Source organism: Pedobacter fastidiosus, from assembly GCF_014306625.1.
Taxonomy (GTDB): Bacteria; Bacteroidota; Bacteroidia; order Sphingobacteriales; family Sphingobacteriaceae; genus Pedobacter; species Pedobacter fastidiosus.
This window is the reverse complement of the sequence record NZ_JACRYL010000001.1, coordinates 324,011-350,956: the sequence shown is the minus strand read 5'-3', so window position 1 is coordinate 350,956 and position 26,946 is coordinate 324,011. Positions and strand designations below refer to the sequence as shown.

General features: G+C 36.9%; 13 protein-coding genes. 2 read left to right on the top strand and 11 right to left on the bottom strand.

What is annotated here, in order from left to right; all coding sequences use genetic code 11:
* Positions 1 to 138 precede the first annotated feature (138 nt).
* Positions 139 to 1,257 (top strand): sensor histidine kinase, encoded by a 1,119-nt coding sequence (locus tag H7U22_RS01490; protein ID WP_187069568.1) that lies wholly within the window; start codon positions 139 to 141, stop codon positions 1,255 to 1,257.
* Here H7U22_RS01490 and H7U22_RS01485 read toward each other — a convergent pair.
* The 4 genes from H7U22_RS01485 to H7U22_RS01470 form a co-directional block, all read right to left on the bottom strand.
* Positions 1,250 to 4,054 (bottom strand): lantibiotic dehydratase, encoded by a 2,805-nt coding sequence (locus H7U22_RS01485; RefSeq protein WP_187069567.1) that lies wholly within the window; start codon positions 4,052 to 4,054, stop codon positions 1,250 to 1,252. The two genes, H7U22_RS01490 and H7U22_RS01485, sit on opposite strands and share 8 nt — an antisense overlap.
* Positions 4,055 to 4,169: 115 nt before the next feature.
* Positions 4,170 to 6,161 carry an OmpA family protein gene (locus H7U22_RS01480; RefSeq protein ID WP_187069566.1) on the bottom strand — a complete coding sequence of 664 codons (1,992 nt, stop codon included), beginning with the start codon at positions 6,159 to 6,161 and terminating at the stop codon, positions 4,170 to 4,172.
* Positions 6,162 to 6,236: 75 nt separating this feature from the next.
* Entirely contained in the window at positions 6,237 to 7,238 is a 1,002-nt protein-coding gene (locus H7U22_RS01475) for a PorP/SprF family type IX secretion system membrane protein (RefSeq protein WP_248284645.1), read from the bottom strand.
* 41 nt (positions 7,239 to 7,279) lie between these two features.
* Positions 7,280 to 17,497, bottom strand: a complete 10,218-nt coding sequence (locus H7U22_RS01470) for an Ig-like domain-containing protein (RefSeq protein WP_187069564.1) — start codon at positions 17,495 to 17,497, stop codon at positions 7,280 to 7,282.
* Positions 17,498 to 17,730: 233 nt separating this feature from the next.
* On the opposite strand from H7U22_RS01470, the gene H7U22_RS01465 reads away from it, so the two are divergent.
* A complete protein-coding gene (locus H7U22_RS01465) occupies positions 17,731 to 20,313 on the top strand; it encodes a hypothetical protein (RefSeq protein WP_187069563.1) in 2,583 nt (860 codons plus the stop codon).
* 57 nt (positions 20,314 to 20,370) lie between these two features.
* Here H7U22_RS01465 and H7U22_RS01460 read toward each other — a convergent pair whose 3' ends face one another.
* The 7 genes from H7U22_RS01460 to H7U22_RS01430 form a co-directional block, all read right to left on the bottom strand.
* On the bottom strand, positions 20,371 to 21,210 hold the full coding sequence (locus H7U22_RS01460) for an OmpA/MotB family protein (protein ID WP_187069562.1): 840 nt from the start codon (positions 21,208 to 21,210) through the stop codon (positions 20,371 to 20,373).
* Positions 21,211 to 21,255: 45 nt separating this feature from the next.
* Positions 21,256 to 21,915, bottom strand: a complete 660-nt coding sequence (locus H7U22_RS01455) for a DUF2461 domain-containing protein (RefSeq protein ID WP_187069561.1) — start codon at positions 21,913 to 21,915, stop codon at positions 21,256 to 21,258.
* Positions 21,916 to 21,993: 78 nt separating this feature from the next.
* Complete coding sequence (locus tag H7U22_RS01450; RefSeq protein WP_187069560.1) at positions 21,994 to 22,389, bottom strand: DUF983 domain-containing protein; 396 nt, start codon at positions 22,387 to 22,389, stop codon at positions 21,994 to 21,996.
* Between the two features lies 1 nt (position 22,390).
* On the bottom strand, positions 22,391 to 22,663 hold the full coding sequence (locus H7U22_RS01445; RefSeq protein ID WP_187069559.1) for a hypothetical protein: 273 nt from the start codon (positions 22,661 to 22,663) through the stop codon (positions 22,391 to 22,393).
* Between the two features lie 112 nt (positions 22,664 to 22,775).
* Positions 22,776 to 24,089 (bottom strand): DUF4302 domain-containing protein, encoded by a 1,314-nt coding sequence (locus H7U22_RS01440; RefSeq protein ID WP_187069558.1) that lies wholly within the window; start codon positions 24,087 to 24,089, stop codon positions 22,776 to 22,778.
* A gap of 15 nt (positions 24,090 to 24,104) precedes the next feature.
* The gene (locus tag H7U22_RS01435; protein ID WP_187069557.1) at positions 24,105 to 25,460 is read right to left on the bottom strand and encodes a zinc-binding metallopeptidase; all 1,356 of its coding nucleotides are present in this window, start codon (positions 25,458 to 25,460) and stop codon (positions 24,105 to 24,107) included.
* A 16-nt stretch (positions 25,461 to 25,476) separates the two neighbouring features.
* Positions 25,477 to 26,937 (bottom strand): RagB/SusD family nutrient uptake outer membrane protein, encoded by a 1,461-nt coding sequence (locus H7U22_RS01430; RefSeq protein ID WP_187069556.1) that lies wholly within the window; start codon positions 26,935 to 26,937, stop codon positions 25,477 to 25,479.
* Between the last annotated feature and the right edge of the window lie 9 nt (positions 26,938 to 26,946).

Below are 26,946 nucleotides of genomic sequence, written 5' to 3'. Positions count from 1 at the left end.
AAATTATTTTAATATTTTAATGTTGTTGTTGTTATCTGATGTAAAGGTGCAACTCCCAGACCACCACTACCATTTTTTTACACAAACACCTAGTTTTAGGAGATAAAAGCCCTAATAAAATAGATAAAAAGCAATAAAATGAATATTTCTACTTTTAACAATTTTTTCAAACAGTACAGGCTTCACTTCTTTATTTGGGGCATTTATATAATTTATGAGGTATTTATTTTAGGCTTAAGTTCTAGTAAATTCAGACCTGTAGGTGTATACATCTTAATCTATACCACCAACATCGTTTTATTCTATTCTCACGCCTTTTTATTGAATAAAATACTCGAAGGAAAGCCCTCCCGGTTTAAAGCCATAAAAATTCCGTTGCTTATCATTTTTATCATTGGTGGATATATACTTTTTAGCTTTGGATTAGGCGTAATTTTTATTAAGCTTGGTTTTATAAAATCAACAAGGCCCATGAATTTAGATCATGATTTTATTATGGCATGCCTTTTCCGAGCAATTTATTATACAGGATTTTCAACAGGCTATGTTTATTTAGTAACCTCATTTAAAGAGCGTAAAAAGGTAGAACAATTAGAAAGACAAAGTCTCGTTACTCAAATAGAAAAGCAAACTTTGGAGAACGATTTGGTACAATCACAAAATAATTTCCTTAGAAGCCAGATTAATCCTCACTTCCTATTTAATACTTTAAACTTCATCTACAACGATGCCCGCAAGAAAGCTCCAATGGCTGCAGATGCGATTATGAACTTATCAGAAATGATGCGATATGCTTTAAAACGTCCAGAGGCATCAGAATTAGTTCCTTTAAGTGAAGAGATTGAGCAAATTGAACACTTAATTAACCTACACAAATTGCGTACGGCAAACTTGCTTAATGTAGAATTAGAAATTAATGGCGATTTGTTTGGACTTCGCTTTCCGCCATTGATTATGCTTACCCTTGTAGAAAACATATTTAAGCATGGAAATATTGCTCACTCTACCCAACCTGCTATAATTTCGGTAGATTATCACGGCAACCATCTCAGTATTAAAACAATCAATATGGTTAATGATGTAAAAAGCAAAAAAATTGAAAGCCACCATGTGGGCATAGAGAACATAGAAAAACGACTAAATAATTTCTATAAGGATAATTTCGAATTTAAATATTATACCGATCAACAGAATAGATATATCACCGAAATTAATGTTACAGTTGTTAATTTAATGGCTAACCTAAATATTAATTAGCCATTGCGTTTCTACGTTGAACATCTTTTAAAAGGTAATAATACATCAGCATTTCATGTGTACGTTGATCTTTGTTAAATAAACGATTAACGTGCATGTGCATTAAATCGCTAAATAAACTGACCTTTTTATCAGGACTAGCCTGCTTTAAAATATTTGAGAAAGATTGAGTAAATAAATCAAATTTATCTATTTGATGGGCATCAAGTTCTGGAAGATCTGCCTTGCGATATAGCTGATATTGAGCATTCAGTTTTTTGAAATCCGCAGCATCAAGTTTATGTTCTTCGTTAAATGAATCGGAGAACATTTTAATAATTTTAGCAAAGTCCTTTTTATCAAACATTCCTGATTCCAGGATTTTATCGGCCACATCCGAACATAATTTGTACTTTAAAAAAGTATCAGACTGTGTTTGCAAAAGCGATAAAACATAATCGCTATCTACTCCAAAGTGATTTTCTACTGTTGCAATTAAAGCATTTCCATACCGTTGGGTTTCTCGTTTGTAAGTTTTAATCTGAAGATCGGATACCAAACCAACTTTCAAATCTTCTGCCAAATAATTGGACAAGGCACCTGTTAACTTCTGTCCATTCGCAACATCGTTTAACAAAACTCTCAACCTTAAATGATTTCCGTTTTCATTATAGCGGATAAAAAACCACGATTTGACATCTTCCTGATGGGTATCTAAAAAGTAATTAATCACACCGGTAAGCATCTCATCCGATCGTTGCTGATGGCAATAGATCTCAAAATAAAGCCACTCACTTCCAGGCGGAAAATACTGCGTAACTTCGATGGAATCCGTTGACTCAACAAGGGTTGATGGTGCATAAATTTGCGCTTCTTGATAAAGATTTAAAATAAACTGCGCCAAGTAAGGTTTGCCGTTTTCATCTACAACCATACTGCTTTCTGGCAATAAAACCTCTTCCAAATAAACAGTTTTTTGCTTCTGCATATATTGGATAAATGAATTCAGATCATCATCATTTTCCAAATCGAAACATAAGGTTTGATCAGAAGCACCGGTTTTAAAGCATTTGCTTACCCCAAGTTCGGTAAGAAAAGAACGGCATTGATTCACATTGAGCTGTTCATTTTTTGAGGGGAAAATCGATTCCCTTTTAACCTGCCATTTTGCTCTACTAAGCAAGAGATTATGAAATTGAAGTCGAGGATAGTAGTCTAAATCCGGAAACAACGACTCTAAAGAAAGGGTAAGATTTGTAGCTATATTTTGATGTTGTAAATCGCAGAGCAACCGAAAAATCGAAAGATCTGAACGCGTGTAATTATATGCGGAAGCCATTTTTGGCACCATGCGTTTATTCAATTTTTTAGATCGAAGTACAATTTCAGAACCCCGAACAGAAATCATAATATCGTTCAGCAACAATGGTTCTTCGGATGTATCGTAATTTAAAATGGAAAGCTGATGACCATATATTATTTTACGGCGGTTGATGTTATCAATCGTGGCTTCGACCATATAGGCTACATCAAAAAACAAAATATCTGGATTTGCTTGTTGCTCTATCTGTGCAATTAATTTACTTTGATGCTCAACTTCTGAATTCGCCATTGTGAAACGACCGCTCAAACCATTCGCTGTAATTCCGCCTACCTGATCTACACAGACCAAATCATCACTTACAGACATTAACATGCTGAAGGTATTGGGCAGTTGAGTTGGTTTTTCGTTTAAATTGAAAGTCAGCTTATTTAAATAAATTGGCTTATCTTTTTTGAATGATTCTTGATTTAAAGCTCCGCCTAAAACTGATTTTACAGCTTCTTTATCTTTGGTTTGATCTTTTTTAATATTGCTAAATTGAGCTACAAAATCATCACTTTGTCCGGCCTGTTCCAATTCATCGTACCCCACGCCCATTTCTGGATCGAGCGCCATTAATAACGAAACCTCTTTCTGTTCAAATTTTTTCTTAAACCGAGTTGTAAATTTTTTAATGGCTTCCTTTTCGTTGTAAGGAATAATTTGCTGTAATAAATTAACAAGATTTGGAACATTTTGCAATAAACGTTCCTCTATTTGGCCAGCTTTAGCTTTGCGCTCAGCGATGATATATCTTGGCAAATCTGTATCTAAAATGCCTATTCTTTTAAAATAATCCTCACCTAAAATGTTTGGATCACGATCGGTAAAAAGGAGTTGAAGATCGTGCATATCTCCAATAAGAATAAAAAACGATTCATGTTCATCATCTGCAATACCGACTGTTTTGATTAGATTTTCTACGCTAATCGGTTTTAAACAGGCATCTAAAATCTTTTGGACAAATATATCCTGGTCAATTTCGGCCAGTTCAAATAATCCATCCGTACAGGCAATGTACCTGAGGCTGTTGGATGTAGGATAATAACTGCTGTTGCTAAACAACAAACAGTTTTTGGCTAGCAATTCGGCAATGGAGAATGCTATATTATTTTTTTGAGGCCAATCGATAAAAGAATGCTCTTGCTGATGTTCTTCAATTATAATTTTATCTGCATTGAATTTAATCGAATCTTTTAAAACACTAAAACTTGCAAACGTGCCATAAGGCGTTGAACGGAACTTTGCACGATTAAAATATTTCCAAATCGTAAAGAAGATTTTTGGTGGAAGGTGTTGAATTTCATCGGCTTTTACATCTTTTATAGTTTCGTAAAAAGCTTCTGATGAAATGGCTATTGCTTCTTTAAGTTCATCCCAACAGGCCGAAATATCAGATTGATAAGAAAATTTTGGCGTTCGAAAAATAGCTGTTGGGTGGATATTTATTTTCATGAATCTGATTGACCAGCGAAAATTACAAAGATTAATTTTAATTCTGCTATTTGTCGATATCAAAAAAGCCATTCTCCAAAGAGAATGGCCAAACCAAATCCAAACTAAATAAATTCTATTTTTTTGTAACCTTAAACTCTGTTCTTCTATTTTTAGCTCTTCCCTCCGGATTATCTTTACCCTTTTTAAAAGTATTTGGGGCAATCGGCATTTTTTCGCCATAACCTTTTGCTGTCATCCTAGAAGCAGAAATTCCTTTGGTTATAAGGTAATCAACACAAGATTTTGCTCTCTTTTCGGATAGTTCTTGATTGTATTCATCAGGACCAACGTTATCGGTATGTGCGCCTAGCTCAATTTCCATTTCTGCATTGTCTTCCATAATCGTAGCCAATTCATCCAATACTTTTTTAGATGGCTCCGTTAAATCTGCACTATTAAATTCGTAATAAACGTTATCCAAAACGATAGGAATATTAATTTTGAATGGACTAATACAGTAATCTTTATAAATTAATGTATCGGCTTTGGCAAGTTCTTCGAAAGGATAATTCTTTGTAATAGAGAAATAACTGTCTTTTGAAAAAGTAAGTTTTATAGGTCTTTTTCTATCCACTTTAAAGCTGTACATACCTGATGCATTGGTTATAGTTTTTTGATCACCTTCGTAATTAGTAAACATTACGGTGGCATCGGCCAATGGTTTTTTCGTTTTGCAATCGGTAAGCAAACCACTTACCGAGAAGTATTCCTTTTTAACTTCGAAAATTTCCAAACAACAAGAAGATTCACGGTCAGAACTAATGTATCCACGATTCCCTTCAGCATCTGAAGCTGTAAAATAAACATCATCTTTTGAAGAATTAAATGGATAGCCCATGTTTTTGGGTTTCGACCAAGTAATTAAATCCCCTTCCGATTCAAAGAAATCCAATCCACCCAAACCTATTCTTCCATCGGTACTAAATAGAAGTTTTTTTGTGATTACATTATAATAAGGCGCTCTTTCATCATCGTCTGTATTAATGGCTTCACCCAAATTTACGGCCTGTCCTAAAGATCCATCATCGCGTAAAGCGCAATACCAAAGATCGAATTTGCCATAGCCACCAGTTCGATCAGACGAGAAAAGCAGGAATTTTCCATCGCCTGTTACAAAAGGTTGCATGGCATTAAAGTCTTTACTATTAACCTGTAAACCCAAAGGCTGGGGGTCAGTCCAATTATCGCCTGTCTTTTTCGAACTGTAAATGGAATATTTTTCTTTATCTCGCCATGCGGTAAAATAAACCGTATTGCCATCCGGACTAAAAGATGTTGCCGCAACTTCCATGTCTTTCGGAAGATTGATGCCCATCATTTTAACCGAAATTTCTCCATCATTAGATGCATTTTTGGTTATATAAATATTATTGATAAATGGATTTGCCTTGGTTGAAACCTGAATTTGGCCATTTTCCGTTTTCACAATATCCTTTTTCCCAGCAATGGCAATTGGTCTTGATGAGGTAAAATAAATCTCATTATTAAACCTAACTGGCGCATAATTAGAGCCCAATCCATTAACATGATTTGGCATTTTTTTAATCTGAACCATCCTAGGGAAACGCATTTCTTCGATGGCAAACTTGCTCGATAAAATTGCCTTTTGAGCATCTTTAGCAAAAATATCGCTTCCATTTTTCTGGATAAATTTTTCATAAGCATCTATAGCTTCATTAAATTTACGGTTTGCTCTTAAGCTTTCTGCATACCAAAAAAGTGCCTTTCTATATCGAGTATTGGTAAAGGTTATCGCAATGCTGTAGTATTTCTCTGCCTCGGTAAACTCTTTATACATTCGGCTAGATTCTGCCAGATTATAAATAGATCCCTCATAATCTTCAATTACTTTATCCTCGGTATTGGTTTTGCGCTCCTTGCCATAAGGTAAAATAGCAAGGGTACTATCGCCAGTAATTTTTAGTGCTTTTTTATAAAAGGTAGATGCGGCATAGTAGTCCTTATTTTCAAAATAAGTATCGGCAACTTTTTTATAATTTACCACAAACTGGGCGCTTGCCAAGCCACTATATGCCAACAATAAAAAGGTTAATATTTTTTTCATCTCTACAGATTTGTTTTTAGGTTGATGAAGGATTTGTGTGGATTAATAAATCGCAATGTTTTCATCAGATAATATTTATAAACGCGGGCAAAAGAAGTTAGGACCAATAATTCCGTTTCTGCCAATAAGCGATATTGAAAGTTCTAAACCGCCATTGCTATTAGATGCACGCTGAAACGTTGAAGTATTTACATCGTAGCTTAAACCAAAAACCATGTTTTTTAATTGTAAACCAACAAAAGCAATTGCAGCATCTTTAACACGATAATTGCCGCCAAATAAAATGTTCGATGAGTTATTCAGGTTAAGCTGTGCATAAGCACCCAAAGAAACTTCGTTTGTATTTCCCTGATACATCACCAAAGCATTAGGCACAATATCTAACAACTCAGAAGCACGAACTCTTGCACCACCATGTGCGGTAAAACGAACAGGTGTTTTTCCGTTATAGCCAGAGAAACGTTCGGTTGGGCGATTTAAATGTGCCGCACTTACACCTGCAAAAACATTTACACTCTGGTTTGGGTTGCCATCAAAGAACATTATGCCGGCATTAACATCGGGTACAAAAGATGAAGTTGATGAGAAGGTTTCCCCACTCATCATCCCACCATCATAACCAGTTATTGGATTGAACTGATTACCGAAACGAGCCTGAGAGAAATCAAAACTCCTATTAACAAAGCCAGCCTGCAAACCAAAACTAAACATCTGCAATCCTTCAACACCAAATCTTAATCGATATGAACCCGAAACCAAGGCGGTTAAATAGTTAAAATCTAACTCCCCAGCCCTTTGATTAAGCACCGTTACACCAAAAGCAAAGTTCTTTATTGGTGCCAAATCAAATGATGCTCCACCTGTTAAAAACGAACTATTTAAAGCACTCCATTGTTGCTTAAAGTTTACCGATGCTCTATAATCTCCATCTATTACCCCAGTTAAGGCTGGATTTAGCCAAAGAGGATAGGCATAATATTGCGAAAAATGAGGATCTGTCTGCGCTATTGATTTTGATGCACAAAGCATTAAACCGAACATTATTGCATATATTTTTAAGGCCGATAGTATTTTCATGGTATTTGATTTTTGCTGTTTATAATTTGGTTCCATCTTCATTATCTTACTAAGGTTATTGTTCCTTTTCTCATCGTATTTGTTCCATCCGCAAATTGAACATCAATCATGAATACATAAACGCCCACTGGCTGATTGACACCTTTATAAGTTCCATCCCAACCATTCGCAACATTATCTGATTGGTAAATTAACTGCCCCCATTGAGTGTAAATGCTCATTTTTGCGCTGGCAATTGTATTTCCGTAAATCAGGAAGATGTCATTCTTGCCATCATTATTTGGCGTAAAAATGTTTGGAATATAAATCTGATTGCCCAATGGATTGGCAGCCTTACCCACAACAGGTGTAGAATTTGCACTGGTTTGGCAATCAATCTGCCCTTTAGCTCGAACGATTACAGTTACACTTTGATCTGGTTTTAAGCCTGAAACCAAGAATGCTGTTCCTGCTGATCCCGAAGTTGGAGCCTGCCAAGTCACGCCGTTATTAGTCGATACCTCATAAGCCGTTGCACCCGGAACTGCTGGCCATCCAAAAGTTATACTATTTGCGGTTGTAGCTTGAACAGAAACCACTGGCGTTGCTAAAACCGGCAACACATTAACGGTTACAGCCGTTCTTGTCGGACTTGAACATCCGCCAACGGCAACACTTTCTACATAATAAGTGGTAGTTATGGTTAAAGCTGGGGTTGTAAAAGTTACGCCTTCTGCAAGAGATGCACCTCCAGAACTCGCTGCGTACCATCTATAAATTAAATTTGCTGCCGGATTATTTACGGTTAAAACTGCTGCACTGCCAGAACAGATAGGCGAATTATTTGCAGTTACGGAAGTTGGGGCAACTGGTACAGGCAGTGGTGAAACATTAACCGCTGTACGAGAAATAGATGTACAAGAGCCAGATGCACCTTCAACATAGTAAGTTATGTTTGCAGTTATTGCAGGGGTTGTAAATGTTGTTCCTGTTCCAACTATTGTTCCTCCTGTTGATGTTGTGTACCAATTATAAACAATTCCTGTTTGTGGATTGGATACGATTAAGACCGCCGAACTTCCAGTACAAACATTAACATTATTTGATGAAACAGCAGGCACATTTGGTTTAGGATTTACAACTACCGTAACCTTAACTCTACCACCTGCATTGTTACAGCTGGTTGCGTTAACAGCAGAAACATAGTAATCTGTTGTGGTGCTTAATGCTAAAGTATTATAAGTTGTTCCTGTAAATAAAAGATTACCACCGGTTGCTGCATTATACCATTCGTAAGTAATTCCAGCTTGTGGATTTTGAATGGTAAGTGATGTTGCATCACCTGCACAGATATTGGTTCCCGCTGTTGAAACAACAGGATTTAATGGCAAGGCATTAACGGTGATGCTAATTACTTTTGCGTTTGCAGCGGTATTTTCGCATCTATTATCGCCTTTAACAGTTACGTAATAAGTTGTATTTGCTGTTAAAACAGGCGTAGTAAATGTTGCCCCAATAAAGGCTACATTAGTTAAAGCAGCATCACTATACCAAGTAAATATTGGATTGGTAACTGTGGTAGAACTTGCATTAAGCACAGCTGAAGTACTTCCACAAATAGAAGTTGAGCCACTTACTGCAATATCCGTAGCTACCGCATTTGGATTAACAATAATTGTAACCGCTTTTACATCCGCAGCTCCATTTTCACATTTATTCGCTCCTTTAACGGTAACGTAATAAGTAGTGGTTGAAGTTAACACTGGGGTGGTAAATGTTGGGCCAGTAAAGGCAACACTGGTTAAGGATGCATCATTGTACCAAGTAAATATCGGACTTGTTACCGTAGTAGAACTTGCATTGATAACTACTGAACCCGAACCGCAAATTAATGCTGGGGTAGATAAAGTTACATCTGCAGCTGTTGCTATCGCATTTACATTCACTGTTACAATTTTCGCTGTCGCTGCAGAATTTTCACACTTATCATCTCCTTTTACAGTAACATAATATTTTGTGGTTGCTGTTAATGCCGGAGTATTAAATGATGATCCAACAGCTGCCACGGTGGTTAAATTAGCGTCGTTATACCATGTGAATACAGGATTTACCACCGTTGTGGTACTCGCATTAAGCGGAGCTGATGATCCTGCACAAATCGTTGCATCTGCAGCAGTAATATCAGAAGCAGAAGCCAATGGTTTAATGTTTACCACAACCACTTTTGCGTTACCCGGTGCGTTTTCACATTTATTATCTCCTTTTACAGTTACATAATAAGTGGTATTAGCGGTTAATGTTGGCGTTACAAACGATGCACCAATGAATGAGATATTGGTTAACGCAGCATCCGTGTACCAAGTAAATACCGGGTTAGTTACCGTTGGAGAACTTGCCGTTAAAGTAGTAGATGATGATGTACAGGCCACGGCTCCATTAGCAATAATATCTGTTGTTGTTGCCAAAGGATTAACTGTAACCGTTACCACTTTTGCATTTGCAGCTGTGTTTTCACATTTATTTGCACCTCTAACGGTTACATAATAATTTGTAGTTACAGTAACCGGAACAGTAAATGTTGGACCAGTAAATACCACATTGGTTAAAGAAGCATCGCTATACCAAGTAAATACTGGTTGCGTTACTGTTAAGCTCGATGCCATAAGTACTGCTGAAGTGCCCGAACAGATCTGAGCATTATTCACTGTAATATCGGCCGCGGTGGCGAACTCTTTTACGGTTACCGTTACAATTTTTGCATTTGCTGGCGCATTCTCGCATTTATTATCTCCTCTAACCGTAACATAATAAGTAGTAGTTGCATTAAGAGCCGGTGTGTTAAAAGTTGCACCGATATATGCCACAGTTGTTAATCCTGCATCACTATACCAAGTGAAAACCGGATTGGTAACCGTAGTCGTTGTGGCTGACAACACTGTTGATGAACCTTGGCAAATGGAAGTTGCTCCACTTGTTGTAATATCAGAATCTGTTGCAGCTGGATTAACCGTAATTGTTACCAATTTTGCTGTTGCAGCGGTATTTTCGCATCGATTATCTCCTTTTACAGTTACGTAATAAGTTGTGTTTGTGGATAAAACAGGAGTTAAAAATACCGGACCAACATAGGCAACCGTTGTTAAAGCTGCATCACTATACCACGTAAATAGTGGATTGGTAACCGTTGTAGAACTTGCAGTAAGTGTAACTGATGAACCTCCACATATCGTTGTTGTTCCAGATAAATTAATATCTGTAGCTACAGCAACTGGATTGATGGTGATGGTAACTTCCTCCGCAGTTCCAGGTGTATTGGCACATTTATTTGTTCCGCTAACCGTAACATAATATTTAGTAGTTGCAGAGATTGCTTGCGTTGTAAATACTGGCCCAGTAAAAGCAATCGTTGTTAGTGTTGCATCGGTGTACCAAGTAAATATTGGATTGGTAACCGTTGTACTAGTTGCTGTAAGTACTGCGCTACCTGAATTACACAATGATGTATTTCCAGTAACCGCAAGATCCAACGCTGTTGAAGATGGATTAACGGTAATCGAAATTTTAGTTCGAACTGAATTTGAACAACCGCTTCCTCCAGCACTAACCGCCTCTACATAATAATCATAAGTACCTGCTGCAAGCGATACCGAAGTTGTAAAACTGCTGTTGTTATTCACCAGCATGTTTCCAGCCGTTGGTGCATCGTACCAATTGTAAATTACACCTGCTACCGCTTGAACACTTAATGTTGCCGGTGTATTGATACAAGTTGTTGCCGGATTTCCAGTTGATGGAATTGGCGAAGCAGGTGGTGCCTGTACCGTAATGGTTACTTTTGCACTTTCCGTTTCGCAGCCATTTGCTGTCGCTGTTACACCATAAATATAACTTCCCGCAGGTAAACTTGCATCCGTTGTAAATGTTGGTCCATCTTTTCCAGTTTGATAAGTTGTGCCCAAGTACCATTTATAAGTTACGTTACCCTGAGGATTTTGAACATTTAGCACAGCTGAAGTTCCCTGACAAACATTTGTTAAAGATGCCTGAACGGTTGGAACCGGAATGGTTCTTTGTGCATAATTCAAATTAACCGAAGTTAGAGCACCTAAAATGCCTGAGCTCAATCTTAATTCTACCCCGTCAAACTTAGCTGATGGCACAAAGGTTAATATTGCTCCACTTCCATCGCTCAATAAATTAAGGCTAATTAATGGGTTGTTTAAAGTAATTCCGTCGTTGTTACTCACTGCACCTTGGAATGTAGTTACAGTTAGGCTTGGTAAAACTGCAAGCGATAATAATTTGCCTGGAGAAGTAATGCTTACGCTCAACGTATCTCCAATATTTGATAATCCACCGGTAAAACCTAATTGGTGATAAACCGATCCACCAAGTAATCCAACCGGAATCACCAAGCTAGATCCTGTACTTATATCACCATCAATAGCTAAACCTGGATTAACAACCGAAGCACCTATCGTTCCTACAGTTGCACCTGCCGCCACCGAAACCGTAGCCGCACCACAAGGTGTAGGAACAGGAGCACCATTCGGAATTACAGTTACCACAACTATAGCTCTGTTGTTTGTAGAACATCCACCAATTGTAGCTTCTACATAATAGGTTGTTGTACTTGATAATTGTGGCGTTACAAAGGTATCACCTGTAAATAGCGAAGTAGTTGATGTTGAGCTATCATACCAATTAAATACAACGCCTCCTGTTGTAGAGGTTGCTTTCAATACCGCTACCGAACCACTATTTATAGTTACCGAAGCTGGTGTAATTATTGGGGTATCTAAACCGCCGCCAGTTTGAATGGTGGCTGTTGCTTTTGCCGTAGAAACACCGCAAGCATTTGTAGCTTCAACCGAGTAAGTTGTTGTACCCGCACCAATATTGGTAATTGTAAAAGTATCTCCATCTTTTCCTGCTTGATAAACATTTGCCGCATCATACCATTTATATACAATGCCAGCAACTGGATTTTTTACTTGAAGCACAACGGTTTGGCCAGCACAGGTTGAAACTGTTGGCGATAATAATTCTGGCGTTGCCGGTAAAGGATTCGCAGTTACATTAACTACAGTTTTTGCACTTACACAACCTGAAGCGGAAACCGCAGCCACAAAGTATTTTGTATTGGCGGTTAAAGCTGGAGTTGTAAAACTCACACCGTCTTTTCCGGTTAAATATATACCAGAGGCATCAAACCATTGATAGGTAAATCCAGCTGTTGGATTGCTAACTTCTAAGAGTGCAGTAGAACCAACACAACCAGAAACATTTGCCGAAATAACTGTCGGCGCAACCAAAACACGTTGCGCATAATTTAAATTGATTGATGTTAAAGCACCAAGTACACCCGAATTTAATCTCAGTTCTACACCATCAAATGGAACTGTCGGAACAAAGGTGATTAAGGCTTGTGTATTTCCACTTAACAATTGAACATTAAGGAGGTTATTATTTAATAATTTCGAATCTGCGTTACTTGTTGTACCGTTAAATGTTGTGATTTGAGCATTGCCCAAAAGTGATAAAGAAAGTAATCTGCCTGGAGATGAAACCAATACTTTTACAGTATCTCCAACTCTAGATAGCGAGCCAAAACCTAAATATTGATAAACCGATGCGCCCAAAGCACCAACAGGCATAACCAATGATGAAGCTGTTTGGGTATCGTTATCGATTGCCAAACCTGCGTTAAAAACTCCAGAAAGCAATGCCACTCCAGTTACGCCATTGGCTTGAGAAATTGCGGCTTCGCATGGTACTGGGTTTGGTGTAATTGTTCCATCTACCGTTACTGTAATTTGAACTCTACTAGCCGAAGAACATCCATTTGGAGAAACAGATTCTACATAGTATGTTGTTGTTGCTGTTAATGGAGGCGTAACATAGGTTGCTCCTGTGTAAACAGAACTTGTAGAAGTTGCAGATGTAAACCAGTTAAAAGTAACACCAGGATCTGTAGAAGTTGCAGTTAAAATTGCCGATTGCCCTGCGCTAACTGTTGATGATGATGCTGTAACTGTTGGCAAAGCCGGACGAGGATTTACGGTTACTGTTGCAACCGCACGACTTGCGCTGGTACAAGATCCTTGAATAGCTTCTACATAATAGCTTGTTGTTGCGGTTAAAGCTGGCGTAATAAATGTTGATCCAGTGAACAACAACGTTCCACCTGTAGATGCATCATACCAATTATAAGTTATCGCAGGATCAGGATTATTTACCGAAAGTGTAGAAGTTGATCCTTCGCAAGCACTTACAATTGGAGCAAGAACCGGTGTAGCCAAAACAGGAGTTACCGTTACAGTTACCGGAACACGAGTTGCATTTGCGCAACCGCCTTTACTTACTTCTATGTAGTAAGTTGTAGTTGTTGTTAAAGCTGGGGTTGTATATGAAGCTCCGGTTGTTAACAACGTTCCACCAGTTACAGCAGTGTACCAATTAAGTGTTGTACCACCATTAGCCGTTGCGGTTAATGTAGCTGTACTGCCCGAGCAGATGGTTTGTGAACCCGAAGTTAAAGTTGGATTTGGATAAATAATACTTGCTCCGTAAACATCTAGACTGGTTATCGCGGAAACTAATCCGTTGATTCGAACTTCTACACGATCATAAGCACCGCCAGCAACCAAAGTAGCTGCAAAGCGACTGCCACCTAAAAGCTGAAGATTTAGAACCGATGAGTTCAACTGAACAGTTTTTACAATTGTAGTTCCATTTAAAATATTTACAGTTACGCCACCTAAAACTCCCAGATCCAACAATCCAGTTGGTAAGCCCAAATCTAAACGGATGCTGTCTGTAGCTAAACCAACAGATGGAAATATGAGTTGTTGATAGCCTGCTGAACCTACGCCAACCGCTAAGGTAATTCTGGTAAAGTTATTTGGATCTGCATCAGTAGAATTTCCAGCATTGCTGATTCCACATAAAATACAAAGTCCTGTAATGCCACTATTTTGCGAATTTGCTGCATTACAAGCCGTACCTCCACCTCCATTAATTACGGTTACAGTTACTGGAACACGACTTGTACTTACGCAACCATTTGCAGTTACGGTTTCCACATAATATGTAGTTGTTGTACTTAAGGCTGGCGTATTAAAGCTTGCTCCGGTTGCCAATTGAGTTCCAGCATTTGGAGCATCAAACCATCTAATGGTATTGCCAGCATCTGTTGTTGCCGATAAGGTTGTGGTTTGACCACTATTTATAATTTGATTGTTTGTGGTAACAACTGCTAAATTTGCTGATGGATTGATTGAAACCGTAACAGCAGTACGCGGACTAACCGCTGTTCCAGAAACTGCTTCTACATAAAATACCGTTTGAGCATTAACAATTGGAGTTGCAAAAACACCCGTATTATTGGTGGCCAAAGCGGTGCTTCCTGTTGATGCATACCAATTATAAGTAACACCAGGTTGCAAATTACTTACACTTAAAGTGGCCGAACTACCTGCACAAACTGTTGCAGCAGCAACAACTGGTGCATTTACAGTTACTGTAATGCTATAATCTGTATTTACCTTATTTCCATTTGCATCAGTTGCTGTTAGGGAAACGATGTAGGTTCCACCTAAGGTTGGGGTGCCTGTAATTTCTCTAGTTGCTGTATTAAAATTTAATCCCGGAGGAAGATTAGTTGCTAAATAAGTATAAGGTGCTGTACCACCAGATACGGCTGGTAAAGTTTGTGTTGGATAAGAAGTTCCAACTATACCATTTGCCAAAGTTGCCGGAGGTAACGATAATACTCCATTAACTTTAATAGGATATGTATTGCTAGCCGTTTTTCCCTGACTATCCGTAACCGTTACTGAAACTGAGTAATTTCCGGCTTGAGTTGGTGTGCCAGTAATTGCTCTGGTTGCAGGATCAAAAGTTAATCCCGGAGGAAGATTTGTTGCAACGTATGTATAAGGACCAACACCTCCTGTAGCAGCGGGCGTTACCTGTGTTGGGTAAGCAACACCAGCAGTTCCATCTGGTAAACTTGCACTTGGCAATAATAATGGGTCGGTTATGGTAATGGAATAATTAGTCGTAGCGGTTTTTCCAACATTATCTGTTACAGTTACCGGAATGGTAAATGTTCCGGCGGTAGTTGGTGTTCCGGTAATTTCTCTAGTTGTTGGGTTAAAAGCTAATCCGGCAGGCAAGCCAGTTGCCGAATACGTATAAGGAACAGTACCGCCCGTTGCAATTGGAATAATCTGTGTGGTGTAAACCGTTCCAGTTGTGCCATTGGCCAAAGTAGCTGGTGGTAAAACCAAAGGATCGGTTACTTTAACTGTATAATTCGAGGTAATTGTATTTCCATTTGCATCAGTAACTGTAACTGGAATGGTATAAGTTCCACTTTGAGTTGGTGTTCCTGTTATTTCTCTTGTTGCTGGATTAAAGCTTAATCCCGGAGGAAGTGAAGTTGCCGAATAAACATACGGACCTGTTCCGCCTGTAGCTGAAGGAATAATTTGCGTTGGATAAAGTGTTCCAGTTACTCCATCAGGCAATGCTCCAGGTGTTAATGCCAGCGTAGCCGTTACAATTAAAGTATAACTAGCAGTTGCAGTACAATTTTTGGTATCTGTTGCTGTAATCGAGAAGGTAAAAGTACCAGTCGTAGTCGGTGTGCCAGAAATTAAACCAGTAGATGAGAGCGTTAATCCAGCAGGCAAGGTACTTCCACTTGTTAAAACATAGGTATATGTAGGGGTTCCTCCAGTTGCAACATTTACTTGTTTAGCATAAGCAAATCCACTTGTTGCATTATTTAAAGTTGTGGTATTGAACACAATTGCCGGATTAACAGTCACCGTTACAGGCACACGTACAGATTCTGCAGTACAACCCAATTTGCGGGCAGCCACATAATAAGTGGCGTTTGCAGTTAAAGTAGGTGTATTATAGGTGCCATTAAAAGCTACAGTGGCCAATGGTGCACCACCTTCCACAGTAGCATACCATAATAATTCATTTGTATTTGGCGTGGTGGCGGTTAATGCTGCCGAAGAATTATAACATGCAGAAACAGCATTACTTGCGGGTGAGGTAAAGGTTGGTCTGCCTGCTGATCTTGAAATTCCATAAACCTGAATGGTTTGGGTTAAATTAACGTTCAGCAATGATGATAATGAAACCCGAACCCGATCGAACGGTACACCGGGAGAAAACGGAATGGTTGCAATTTGGCCTCCATTCAGTAATCCAAGTAAATCTAGCCCAAGCAAATTAGCAGCCGATTGAGTATAGACTTGTGTATTGCCATTGTAGGCCGTAACCATTATATTATTTAAAACGCCTGCATTCAGCAATGCTGAAGAAGTACTCAATCTTAAATTAAAATCATCACCGGCATCAGATAAGGTATTGTAATAAAAATTCTGTCCTATAGATCCTGCAACACCTAAAGCGCCTAAACTAATTTGAGAAAATGTTGTTGGATCAGTATCAATCGCCCTTTCAGGATTCGTAACTCCAGCGCCGCCAAGTCCTAAGGCATCTACAGTTAAACCTGTTCCATCAAAACTGGTATAGGCAGCCTGTGCACAAACATCTGATCCTGAATTATAAAATGCATAATAAACTTTGGTGTTATTTGCGGTGCTCAATAATAAAGCAGCTGTTCTATCCCGCACATAAATCCGATCGTAAATTTGATCGGGAGTAATTGCAACATAAAAATATCCATTGGCATCTTTTACCAAACGCAAATTATTACTTGAAAAAGCTGCAGAACTTGTTCCACTTAAAACCGTTGTGCCGACAGAATTTCTAGCCCCAATTTCAAAAGTATGATCACCAAGTGCCACATTTCCAACCACATTTGCCAATAAGCCTCCTAAATTTCCACCGAGCAGTGCATTCAAAACATCCGCATTAAAATCAATTCTTACATAAGTGGTTTTCCCTGCCGGAACATCTGTAGGGAATTTTATTTCCAATTCACCACTGTAACCAGCAATGCCTAAAGCAGCGCCACCGTAAGATTTTACCGTTGCAAAAGTTGCATTATCTGCAGTTAAAGCATTGCTGGCATTTTCTACCGTTAATGTGTTATAGCAGGGCTGAAGATTTAACAAACCGCAACCCGTTAAAGAGGAAACAGCATTAGGAGTGGTAGCGCTTACAGAATTTGCATAAATTTTAGTTTGAGCATACGAATTCGATTTGAACAGCGTTAATAAAATAATAACTGCAATAACTTGAATATTGCAAATTATCCCTTTAAGAGATGGAGAGGTAAAATATTTCATCATGTCAGGCGTGTATATAGGTTGATGGAATAAGATACAATGGCAACCTTAAGTTGATTTTGTACACTTACATGACAAATCTACATTTACACCAATAATGAATTTTATCCATTACTATTCATTCTTTCTTCGTAACTTTTCATTCATTTCGTTCATAGGAATCTTTCTTGTCAAAATTGTTTCGCTGATTGTGAAATTATGATGACATTAGCATAAGTCAGTCATCTATATATTTAATGAAAACTAACGAACTCCTCATCGAACTCAGGAAGTTTGTGCTTATAAAGTCAGGATTGAGAAACATCGATCCAGGACATTGTAAGATAATTTCTGAGTATGTGTTTCAAGAAACCAAAAATTACGTCAGTGAAACCACTATCAAGCGTTTCTTTGGCTTCGCAAATACCCTACATAAATTTTCATTATTTACGCTTAATAGCTTATCACAATATATCGGATACTCTAATTGGGAATCTTTTTGCTCCGATAAGGAAAGTGACATTTCTGATGTTCAAAGTATTTGGCAAGATCTACGACTTAAAACTCATGCCATTACTGAAATTTCATTAATTGCAAAAAAGAATAATTCAGGAGTTCCATTCAACGCAACTGCGAACAGAAGTTTTTTCTATCCAGATTTTGATTACTTTTTAAAAAATAGCTATCAATTTACTACAATCAGTGCCCAACCCGGACATGGAAAATCTATTTTAATTGCCCACATGGTGGAGCATTTCTTTTATGCAGAAAATGCACTGTACAAAAATGATATTGTTTTACTCATTAACTCAGCAAGCGTAAGTGCCATTATTCAAAATGGGCAGAGCTTAAAAGATTGGTTTTTAAAAGAATTTAAATTTGGAAGCGTTAGCGAATTAATCAGCTTTTTCAAAAAGAATCCAGAAAAAAGAGAAGGAAGGTTTGTTTTGATCCTCGATGGAATTGATCAGTTTTTATTAAAAAGTAGCTATTTTAAAATTTTTATAGATTTTTTATACAGTATAGAAGAAAACAACTTTTTCAAAGTTGCAATGGGCTTAAGAGCCAATACATGGGTAAATCTTCAGCCAATTATAACAGGATCAGCCTTTTTAACCAAAACCTGGTACACAGGCTTATTCTATGATTCTGATCTTTTAAGCAATGTTCCCTTCTTAAATACAGAAGAAATTTTACATACCCTAAGCCAGATTGAAGGAAAAACGATGACCAAGAACGACATCAATCCATCACTTCTTGAGCAATTTAAAACCCCTTTCTGGCTTCAGGTTTATTATAAAATTAAGTTCGAAAATGAACTTTTAGATCTTAAAAATCCTCTATTAAGGTATGAACTCATTAATTACTTCCTAGAGAAAAAAATCTTCCTGGCCAAGCACAGTACAGAAAAAATATTTATCCTTAAAAAAATTAGCGATTCCATTTCTGAAGGTAATAAAGGGCTTAGAGTTGCAAAAGAAAAAATTTTAAGTTACGCCACAACCTATCCTATTATTTATGAAGAGCTGATTTTTAGTGGAATTATTGTTGAAGAAAAAAGACTGACTACAGCTATACCCATAGAAGTTGTTCGCTTTCTGAACAACGATATTTATACCTATTTTATTTTTATACAGCTAACAGAAAAATTTGAATATAAAGCGAGTAAAGAATTTTTCGAATATATTTTAAAAACATTCAATAATACAACGCTAAGAGAACACATCCTTAACTGGACCATAAGATTCTGCATTAACCGAAATGAAATTGCCGAACTCAAAAACATTTTAAAACTTCCGTTTACCAACGAAGAAAAAAACAAATCGTTCGATTTTATATGTTACGTTGCAAAATACGAGCTTAGCAAACCGTTATCAAGTTTTAACAAGCAAAGTGTTGGATCAGAATTTATAGATATTATGGCCATTGGTAGAACCATGAGCACATTATATAAAGATACCATCAAAACAATATCCGATAATGTATTAAATGAAGATGCGCAGATTATGCTCCACATAATCGAATGCAACATCAACTTAATTGATATTGACCGAGCTGCACTAACCAATACAATGCATCTTTTAAAGCGGAATTACAAGCGCTTAAATGAGCTTTTCCCTATTAATCCTTATGATTTAATCCTTTACTTCTATAATAATTTGGTAAATAAACCGAATGAGAGTAAGTCGCTTGAGGAAAAAATAATTAAGCTCTGCCATCAAATAGATAAAAGCCCCGCACATCGAAATGAGGACTTAACAACAGCAGAAATGTTAACGTTTCGACTTGTGTTGATTACTTTATTCTCTCAAAAAAATTATGCAGAATCGCATCGGTTTACAATGGCTATTTTAAACAAATATCCAAACATTTTCTACATTAGGCACTCGGTGTTTTCGCCATTTTTACTCATTCATTTAGGGCAAACCTATCTTAAATTAAATTATTTTAAAAAGGCACAACGAATTATTCAGTTTCTGGATAAAATTATCAGTAGTGAATATACTTACTTTACAAATTTTATAACAACCTCATTTAGCATTTTTAAAGCCAATTTTTACAATTACACCGACAATTATGAACAAGCGCTTATTGAAATAAATGTAGGATTAAAAATTGCAGCTGAGTATGATTTTAAAATGTTTGAGGTTGCTTTAATGCTGATAAAAATAGATGCGCTAAAACATACCGACGCTACAGAAGAGGTTTCTAATGTAATTAAAGAGCTTTTACATTTCTTAGCCATAAATAAAATATCGATGCCAGATTATGCCAATTTAAATGGAGGTGAGTTTGAGCATACCTTTAAAATTCTAAAGTCGTACAGAAAACATCAGTAAAAATAAAAGTCCTACAAATTGCTTTGCAGGACTTTCAAATATGATTCTATTAAACTTTTATTTAATTAGGTTGTACAATTCATCCAATTTTGGAGAAAGTACAATTTCTATTCTTCTATTTTTACTTCTACCGTCTGCGCTTGCGTTAGAACCTAAAGGCTGAAACTCTCCTTTTCCAGTTGCAGTCATTCTTACACTTTCTACTTTTTCGTTCTCTGTTAAATAACGCACTACAGAAGTTGCTCTTAATACACTCAAATCCCAGTTATCTTTAATTTGACCAAGATTGTTAATTTTTTGATTATCGGTATGGCCTTCAACAGCAATATTTATTTCGGGTTGTTGCTTTAAAACATTTGCCAACGAAGTTAATGCCTGCTTACCTTTATCATCAATAATGATACTTCCCGATGGGAACAACAACTTATCCGTTAAGGAAACGTAAACCTTTCCATTTTTAATTTCTACCGTTAGTCCATTTTTAGTGAAGCCCAATAATGCCTGTTGCAATTTCTCTTTTAATGAATTGGTTGCCTCATCGCGTTTGCGTAAAACCTCTTCAACTTCTTTTAAACGTTTTTCTCTAGAAGCCAAATCACCCGATAATTTCGTGATTTCAGAAGAAGAGTTGTTTTTAAGTTTTTTGTAATTTACATCCATCTCATTATAATCCTTCTGCAAATCACGAAGCTCTTCAGCCATCATCGAAGTATCTTTTTTAAGTTTGGAAACCTCACCTTCAAGGTTTTCAATTTTAACTAAACCTTCATTAAAAGCGGTATATAAAGAATCTTTTGTACCCAATAAAGCCTTATACTTTTTAGGCGAAAGAATTACACATGATGAAATAGAGGAAACGAGTAGAAGTATTGCAAAAGCTAGAAAGGTATTTTTCATATGGGGGTAGTATCAAGTATTGAATCTTTTTGCGGTTAAAATTAATTATGGATTTATCGCATTTCGTAAAAATACAACTAATGGTTGTACCGTACTGAAAGAACTTATCAACTTATTAACGAGCGTTGGCTTAAAAAATTCTGAATCGCTTAAAGGCATAGTAGCCTCGAAACTTTTAAGTTTCAAAAATTCTATATTCGGATCTGCCGGATCATAACCTTTTGGTGCATTTTTTAAGGCATTGCCTACACCAAGCTGAAAGTTATTTTTGAAGTCTTTATTGTTTATGATTTCTTTAAAATCGCCGATATTATAATCTATTTCCTGGCGGATAAGTTTAACATGGGGCGCATCTGGCATCCAATAACCACCTGCTATAAAACTTTTTCCTGGTTGAATATGCAAATAATAACCCGGTTCATTGCCTCCTTTTTTGGTAGAGAACCACATTCCAAAGTTATTTTTATAAGGGTCTTTATTTTTACTGAAACGAACATCTCGGTAAATGCGCATCAAGCTTTTTTTAGGATCAGCCTCTGCAGAAAGTGCTGGATCAACCTTTGCCAGTTCAGGTATAATTGAAGCAACTAGTGTTAAAACATCTGCCTTTGCTTCTTCATATTTGGATTTATTTTCGGCAAACCATTCGCGGTTATTGTTTTCCGCAACATCTTTTATAAAACTAAGGGTTTCTTTTTTTAACATACGGTTTTGAGGTTAATCGGTTAGTTGTTTAACTGGTTAATGTTGGTTAACCGATTTCTACAGTTTAAAACAATTAATCTATTTATCGTAATATGGCTTATACTTAATATTTGGCGATAATACATGAAGCAAAATTATCCTTGAATATCGATAATTGAATGGAGAGAGTAAAAAACATCCTGCAAAAATTACGATTAAATAATTCCAAAAGGTATTATCTTCCAAAGGACCGCAAATTAAGTAGGTTATAAAGCTCGCGAAAAGCATTTCGATAACATTCATGGCATAGCTCACGTACATGGCTGCGTAAAAGTAGCCAGGCTCAATTTCTATCCTTTGTGCGCAGTGACCGCAAATTTCTTTGGTATGCTGAATGTTCCAACCGTACATACTACCGGTAAAAACATTTCCTCTACGGCAATGCGGACATTTTGCATGTACAATTGCATATAGCTTTGAGGTTTTATCGGCCATTTTAGTTTAGGTTGAACGGCTCATTCTTCATATTGAGATGAACATTTTTTTTACGGTATTTTTTATACCAGATCACGCCGACAACCATAGCCATTATATAAGGGATGGCCAATAAATACAGAACGCCTGTGTTTAATCCAGCCGAAACTGTATTACCATTTTTAACGCCTTGCTCTGCATTAATGCTACACATGGCACATTGTGCATTAACATTTGGAGAAATGGCAAAGGTTAAGGCAAATAGAAATAAGACAAAAATTATTTTCTTCTTCATTGTTACAAATATACGGATTTAACGAAAGGAGCGGTTTAAAAATTATGTCATAAAAAAAGCCCCCGAAAATTTCGGGGGCTTGAGCGAGAGCGAGTGTTAATTTATTGGAATGTTATTGTAGAGCCCCTGTAAATGTAAATCCTGGATTTTCAACACTTTTGAACTGACCAAGTGTTGCTCCTGTTGAAGGATGCGTAAAATAATCTAAAGTGAACTGATCTACATTTAACCTTTGTGTTGTTAAGGGTGCCATATTTGCTATAATTAATGCAGCATTACCAGTAGGTGTTCCAGCAGTAAACTTGTAAACCCCAGCTGCTGATTTAACAAATGTGTAAGGAAAATCACCAATAAAGCGAGTTGCTCCTTGATAAATATCAACTGTTAAGACCATTGTTTTCTGAATGGTGTTAAATTTGAAGGCCATTTTATCAAGTCTAAGTGCATACGGGCCCGCTAACATAGCCGCTGCGGCTGCTGCTCTTCTTGCTTGAAAATCTGACGACCAACCTGGATAAGTAGTTCCGTTTGGCGCCGTTATTGTTGTGTAGTTAATCCCAATCAATAAATGTAGCGGTAAAATTGGAGTAGGGGATATTACAATTTCAACCCTTGCCCCATCAACAATAGTGTAATATACTCCCTTAACAGAATCCCAAGTCAGTTCGCTTATTTTTTTACCTTTATAATAAAGCGGATCCTGTAAAATAATCCCGGTTAGTGTAAATGCAAAACCTGTTGAGGTTGTAATTACTTCTCCATTACTTTCATAAGTTAAACTAAAAACCTTATTATAAACGTCTATTGAAGTTTGAATTTTAGTTGCGTCTCCTAAAAATACGTATAAATTTGGATTTGCAGAAGTATAATTAACCGTATTTGAAACGGAGTTAAACAAACCTTTTGAGTTATAAGAAGTTTGTTCTGCCTGCGTAGCTTTTACTAAAATCAACTTACTATCTAAAAATTTCCCATTTAGTTTTAGGGTATCACCAACTTGTTTATCAACAGCAAATTCGAAATCTGAATAAACACCATAACCTGCAACCCCTCCAAAAACACTCGGGTTTGGATCTGCAAGTATATGCATGTAATTATAGGTATCGAAAGATAACGTTGGGGCTTGCATCGCCTTCATCCGATAAGAACTTTCCATACTGGTTTGTGCAGGTCCATAATCCAAATCGGCAAACATGGTTACTCTATTAGATTTTGTAAAATTTAAGTAAAAGGAATATCCTCCTCCTCCACTTGGATATAAATAAGCCTTCCATCCAAAAGCACTTCCAGTTAAAAGGTCGTTATACTTGGTTAAAGCTTCTGTAACTCGCTCTTCTGGACGTTCACCATCGACCAATATTTCATCTTTTTTACAACCCGAAAACAGGGCAAAAGATAATAATGAATATAATAATATTTTTCTCATGTTATTTCCGCTTAATTATTGACCCATTACTCCATAAAAATAAGATGCATTATTAGTGGTTTTATAAAACGCACCTAATGAACCTACTACACCAATTTGACCGGGTATTATTTGGTTGATCCAGCCAATTCTAAAAGTATTTGTTTTAAAATAATTGTTTACGCCAACCACCCAATTGTTAATAAAGGTCATGTTTGAATATGTTGTTGTTGTGGGTTGGATTGCTAATAAGGTTAAAGTGGCTACACCTGTTGTGGCGTTAACAACCATACTATAATCTGCATCGGCAAAATAAGTTGTTGTTCCCGCTGCATTCGTAAAAGAATATCTTAAAGTCATTGCATTAGCTGCTTTAAACGTCATTGTAAAATCTTTTAAAATAAATCCATTTGTTTGCATTAAGGTTTTAGCTGCATTCCAATTAGTTAGGAATTCGGCAGACTGATTTGGATCAACTGAAGGGTTTGAATATAATGTAGTATATCCAATACTAGGCCCAATCATTTTATGTAAAACTGGTGCAGAAATTTTGTTTAAAGCATTTTGAACTTCTGTTTGCAGTTGATAAAAATCAATATTAAATGCAGTCTTAAAGTATTCTACAACATATGATTCTTTCTTTTTCAATTTAGCTTGGCCATCAGCAGGAGCAGCAGCAACAATAGCATTATATTGTACTCTTCCCAACATCAGCATGTTAGATGATTGTTCTGCAAAATCCTCAAGTGGTGAAACTCTAGCATATTGGGTAATAAATCCTAATTGATAAGCTTCAGATAGTGGTCTTTGAGTCCAGTTTGCTTCATACCCCCCCCTAGAAATTGTTTGATAGTCTGGCTGGATATCCACAGTTTGATTCAAAATGTGTGTATATTCATGTTGAATAACTTGAATCATTTGTTTTACTGAAGCTAAACTTGTTTTATCAAATGAGTTAATTACATATAGAACTATTTTACGACCACCTTCTGCTGAACCAAGGGTAATTGAGCCATTACTATTATATTCGGCACTACCCGCCAAGACAAACTGTTTTGGAGATAATTTTTTTATAAAGTCAGCTCCCCCAGCAGCTTCATAAGGTTTAATCCAAACATCCCTAACCATTTCCATAGCTGGTATAACTTGTGATTCCATTGGAGGTGTAATATTTTTGCCTAAAGCAAGTTCGAAACGATCAAATCTATATTTTGTCTCTATGTTATATGGAGTTAAAAAATTCTGATCTAACCATGTATCTGTAGCTGTTTTGGCTACCACATTTTTATCAATAACATCCAAATTAGCGTTAAGCGCTCCTTCTTTTTTGCAAGAAGCCAGGATTGAAAGCATAAATAATGCGAAAAATCCAAATTGAAATACCTTTTTCATATTTTATAATTTAAAATTATCTAGGATTTTGTTGAATACCAGACAAGGCCACTTGAGCAGGTAATTGAAATAATCTGCGAGGATCATCAGCGGGCAATTCCATAGTTACAAATGATGTATTTACTGCAAATACTTTATGCTTAACATTTATTTTGTAACGCAGTATATCAAACCAACGTAATCCTTCTTGAGTAAATTCTTTCTTTTTAAAATCCAAAATTGTTGCGATCAACCCCAGTTTAGCATCGATAATTCCATAATAAGATGCGATTTTAGCTAGTGTAACAGCATGAGTTGTGGAATTATAACCTGATACCCTAGTACTACAATAAGTATTTAAATCTTGTAGCGCTAGAGTATTCTGTCCGGTTGAAGCATATGCCTCTGCACGGTTAAGAAGCGCTTCATCAGCAGTTAAAACTGGAACAATAGTATATGGAAATCCGATTGTTGCATTTGGACTGGTTTTTACAAAATATTCATTCCATTTTAGCATTGTATAATGCGGAACACCATAATAAGCTGATTTATAAGCCCATCGCCCTCCAGTTACATTATTAGTGAACATCTCATTGTTTTCAACTTGTCCAAATCCGTATCTTGGGCTAACTGTTCTTGCCCAAGAAGAAGCTGTCTCAATTAACAATAATGTTGAAGGCTCTGTGGCTTGAGTGAAATAAATCTCCATTTCATCAAGTGTGTAAAGACTATATCTAGTGTTCCATGGTCTTATAATGGTTGAAAAAGCATTTCCCGGAGCAACAGCACTAGAATATTGAATTACCTTATTATACTCCTTTTTGAACAAGAAAAATCTAGCAGCAAAAGCATTGCCAGCAGCCACATTAAAATGATATTTGGGAACCTTGTAAGAAGTATTTTTCAATAATGGCAAACCCTCAAGTAAATCTTTTTCAATATTTGCATAAACGGAAGCTACTGTCCCTCTCGTATATTGTCCGGTGACAACTTTTTCCGGCTCAGTAACATACGGTATCCCTGGGGAATCATTTGCTCCATCAGGATCATAGGTTTTCGAATAAAGCGTAGCCAACATAAAATGAGCATAAGCCCTAGCCACCAATGCTTCTCCTTTATATGGTGCATAAGGTGTTTGATCATTAGCTTGACTGATAGCATACAGTGCAGCATTTGCAGCCGCAATGGCTTGATAACAGGAATTCCAATAATAAGTTGGAGTATCTTCATCATCATCATCATTATCCTTCCAATAATATGGCAGTACAATTTCTCTGGGTTCTGAGCCAACTGTAGGTCCCTTATCTTCAGCATTATCAGAAGATGATTCGGTAAATGGAATATAATTAGCCTCTGGATATGCACTTGTAAGTAACTCTGCGACTTTCTCCACAGTATTTACTTGTGTTCTTTGATCTGGAGCTTGTTCTAGAAATTTCTTACATCCGGATGCAGAAATAAGTGCCAAAGCAAAAATTGATATGTATATTTTTTTCATGATATTAAT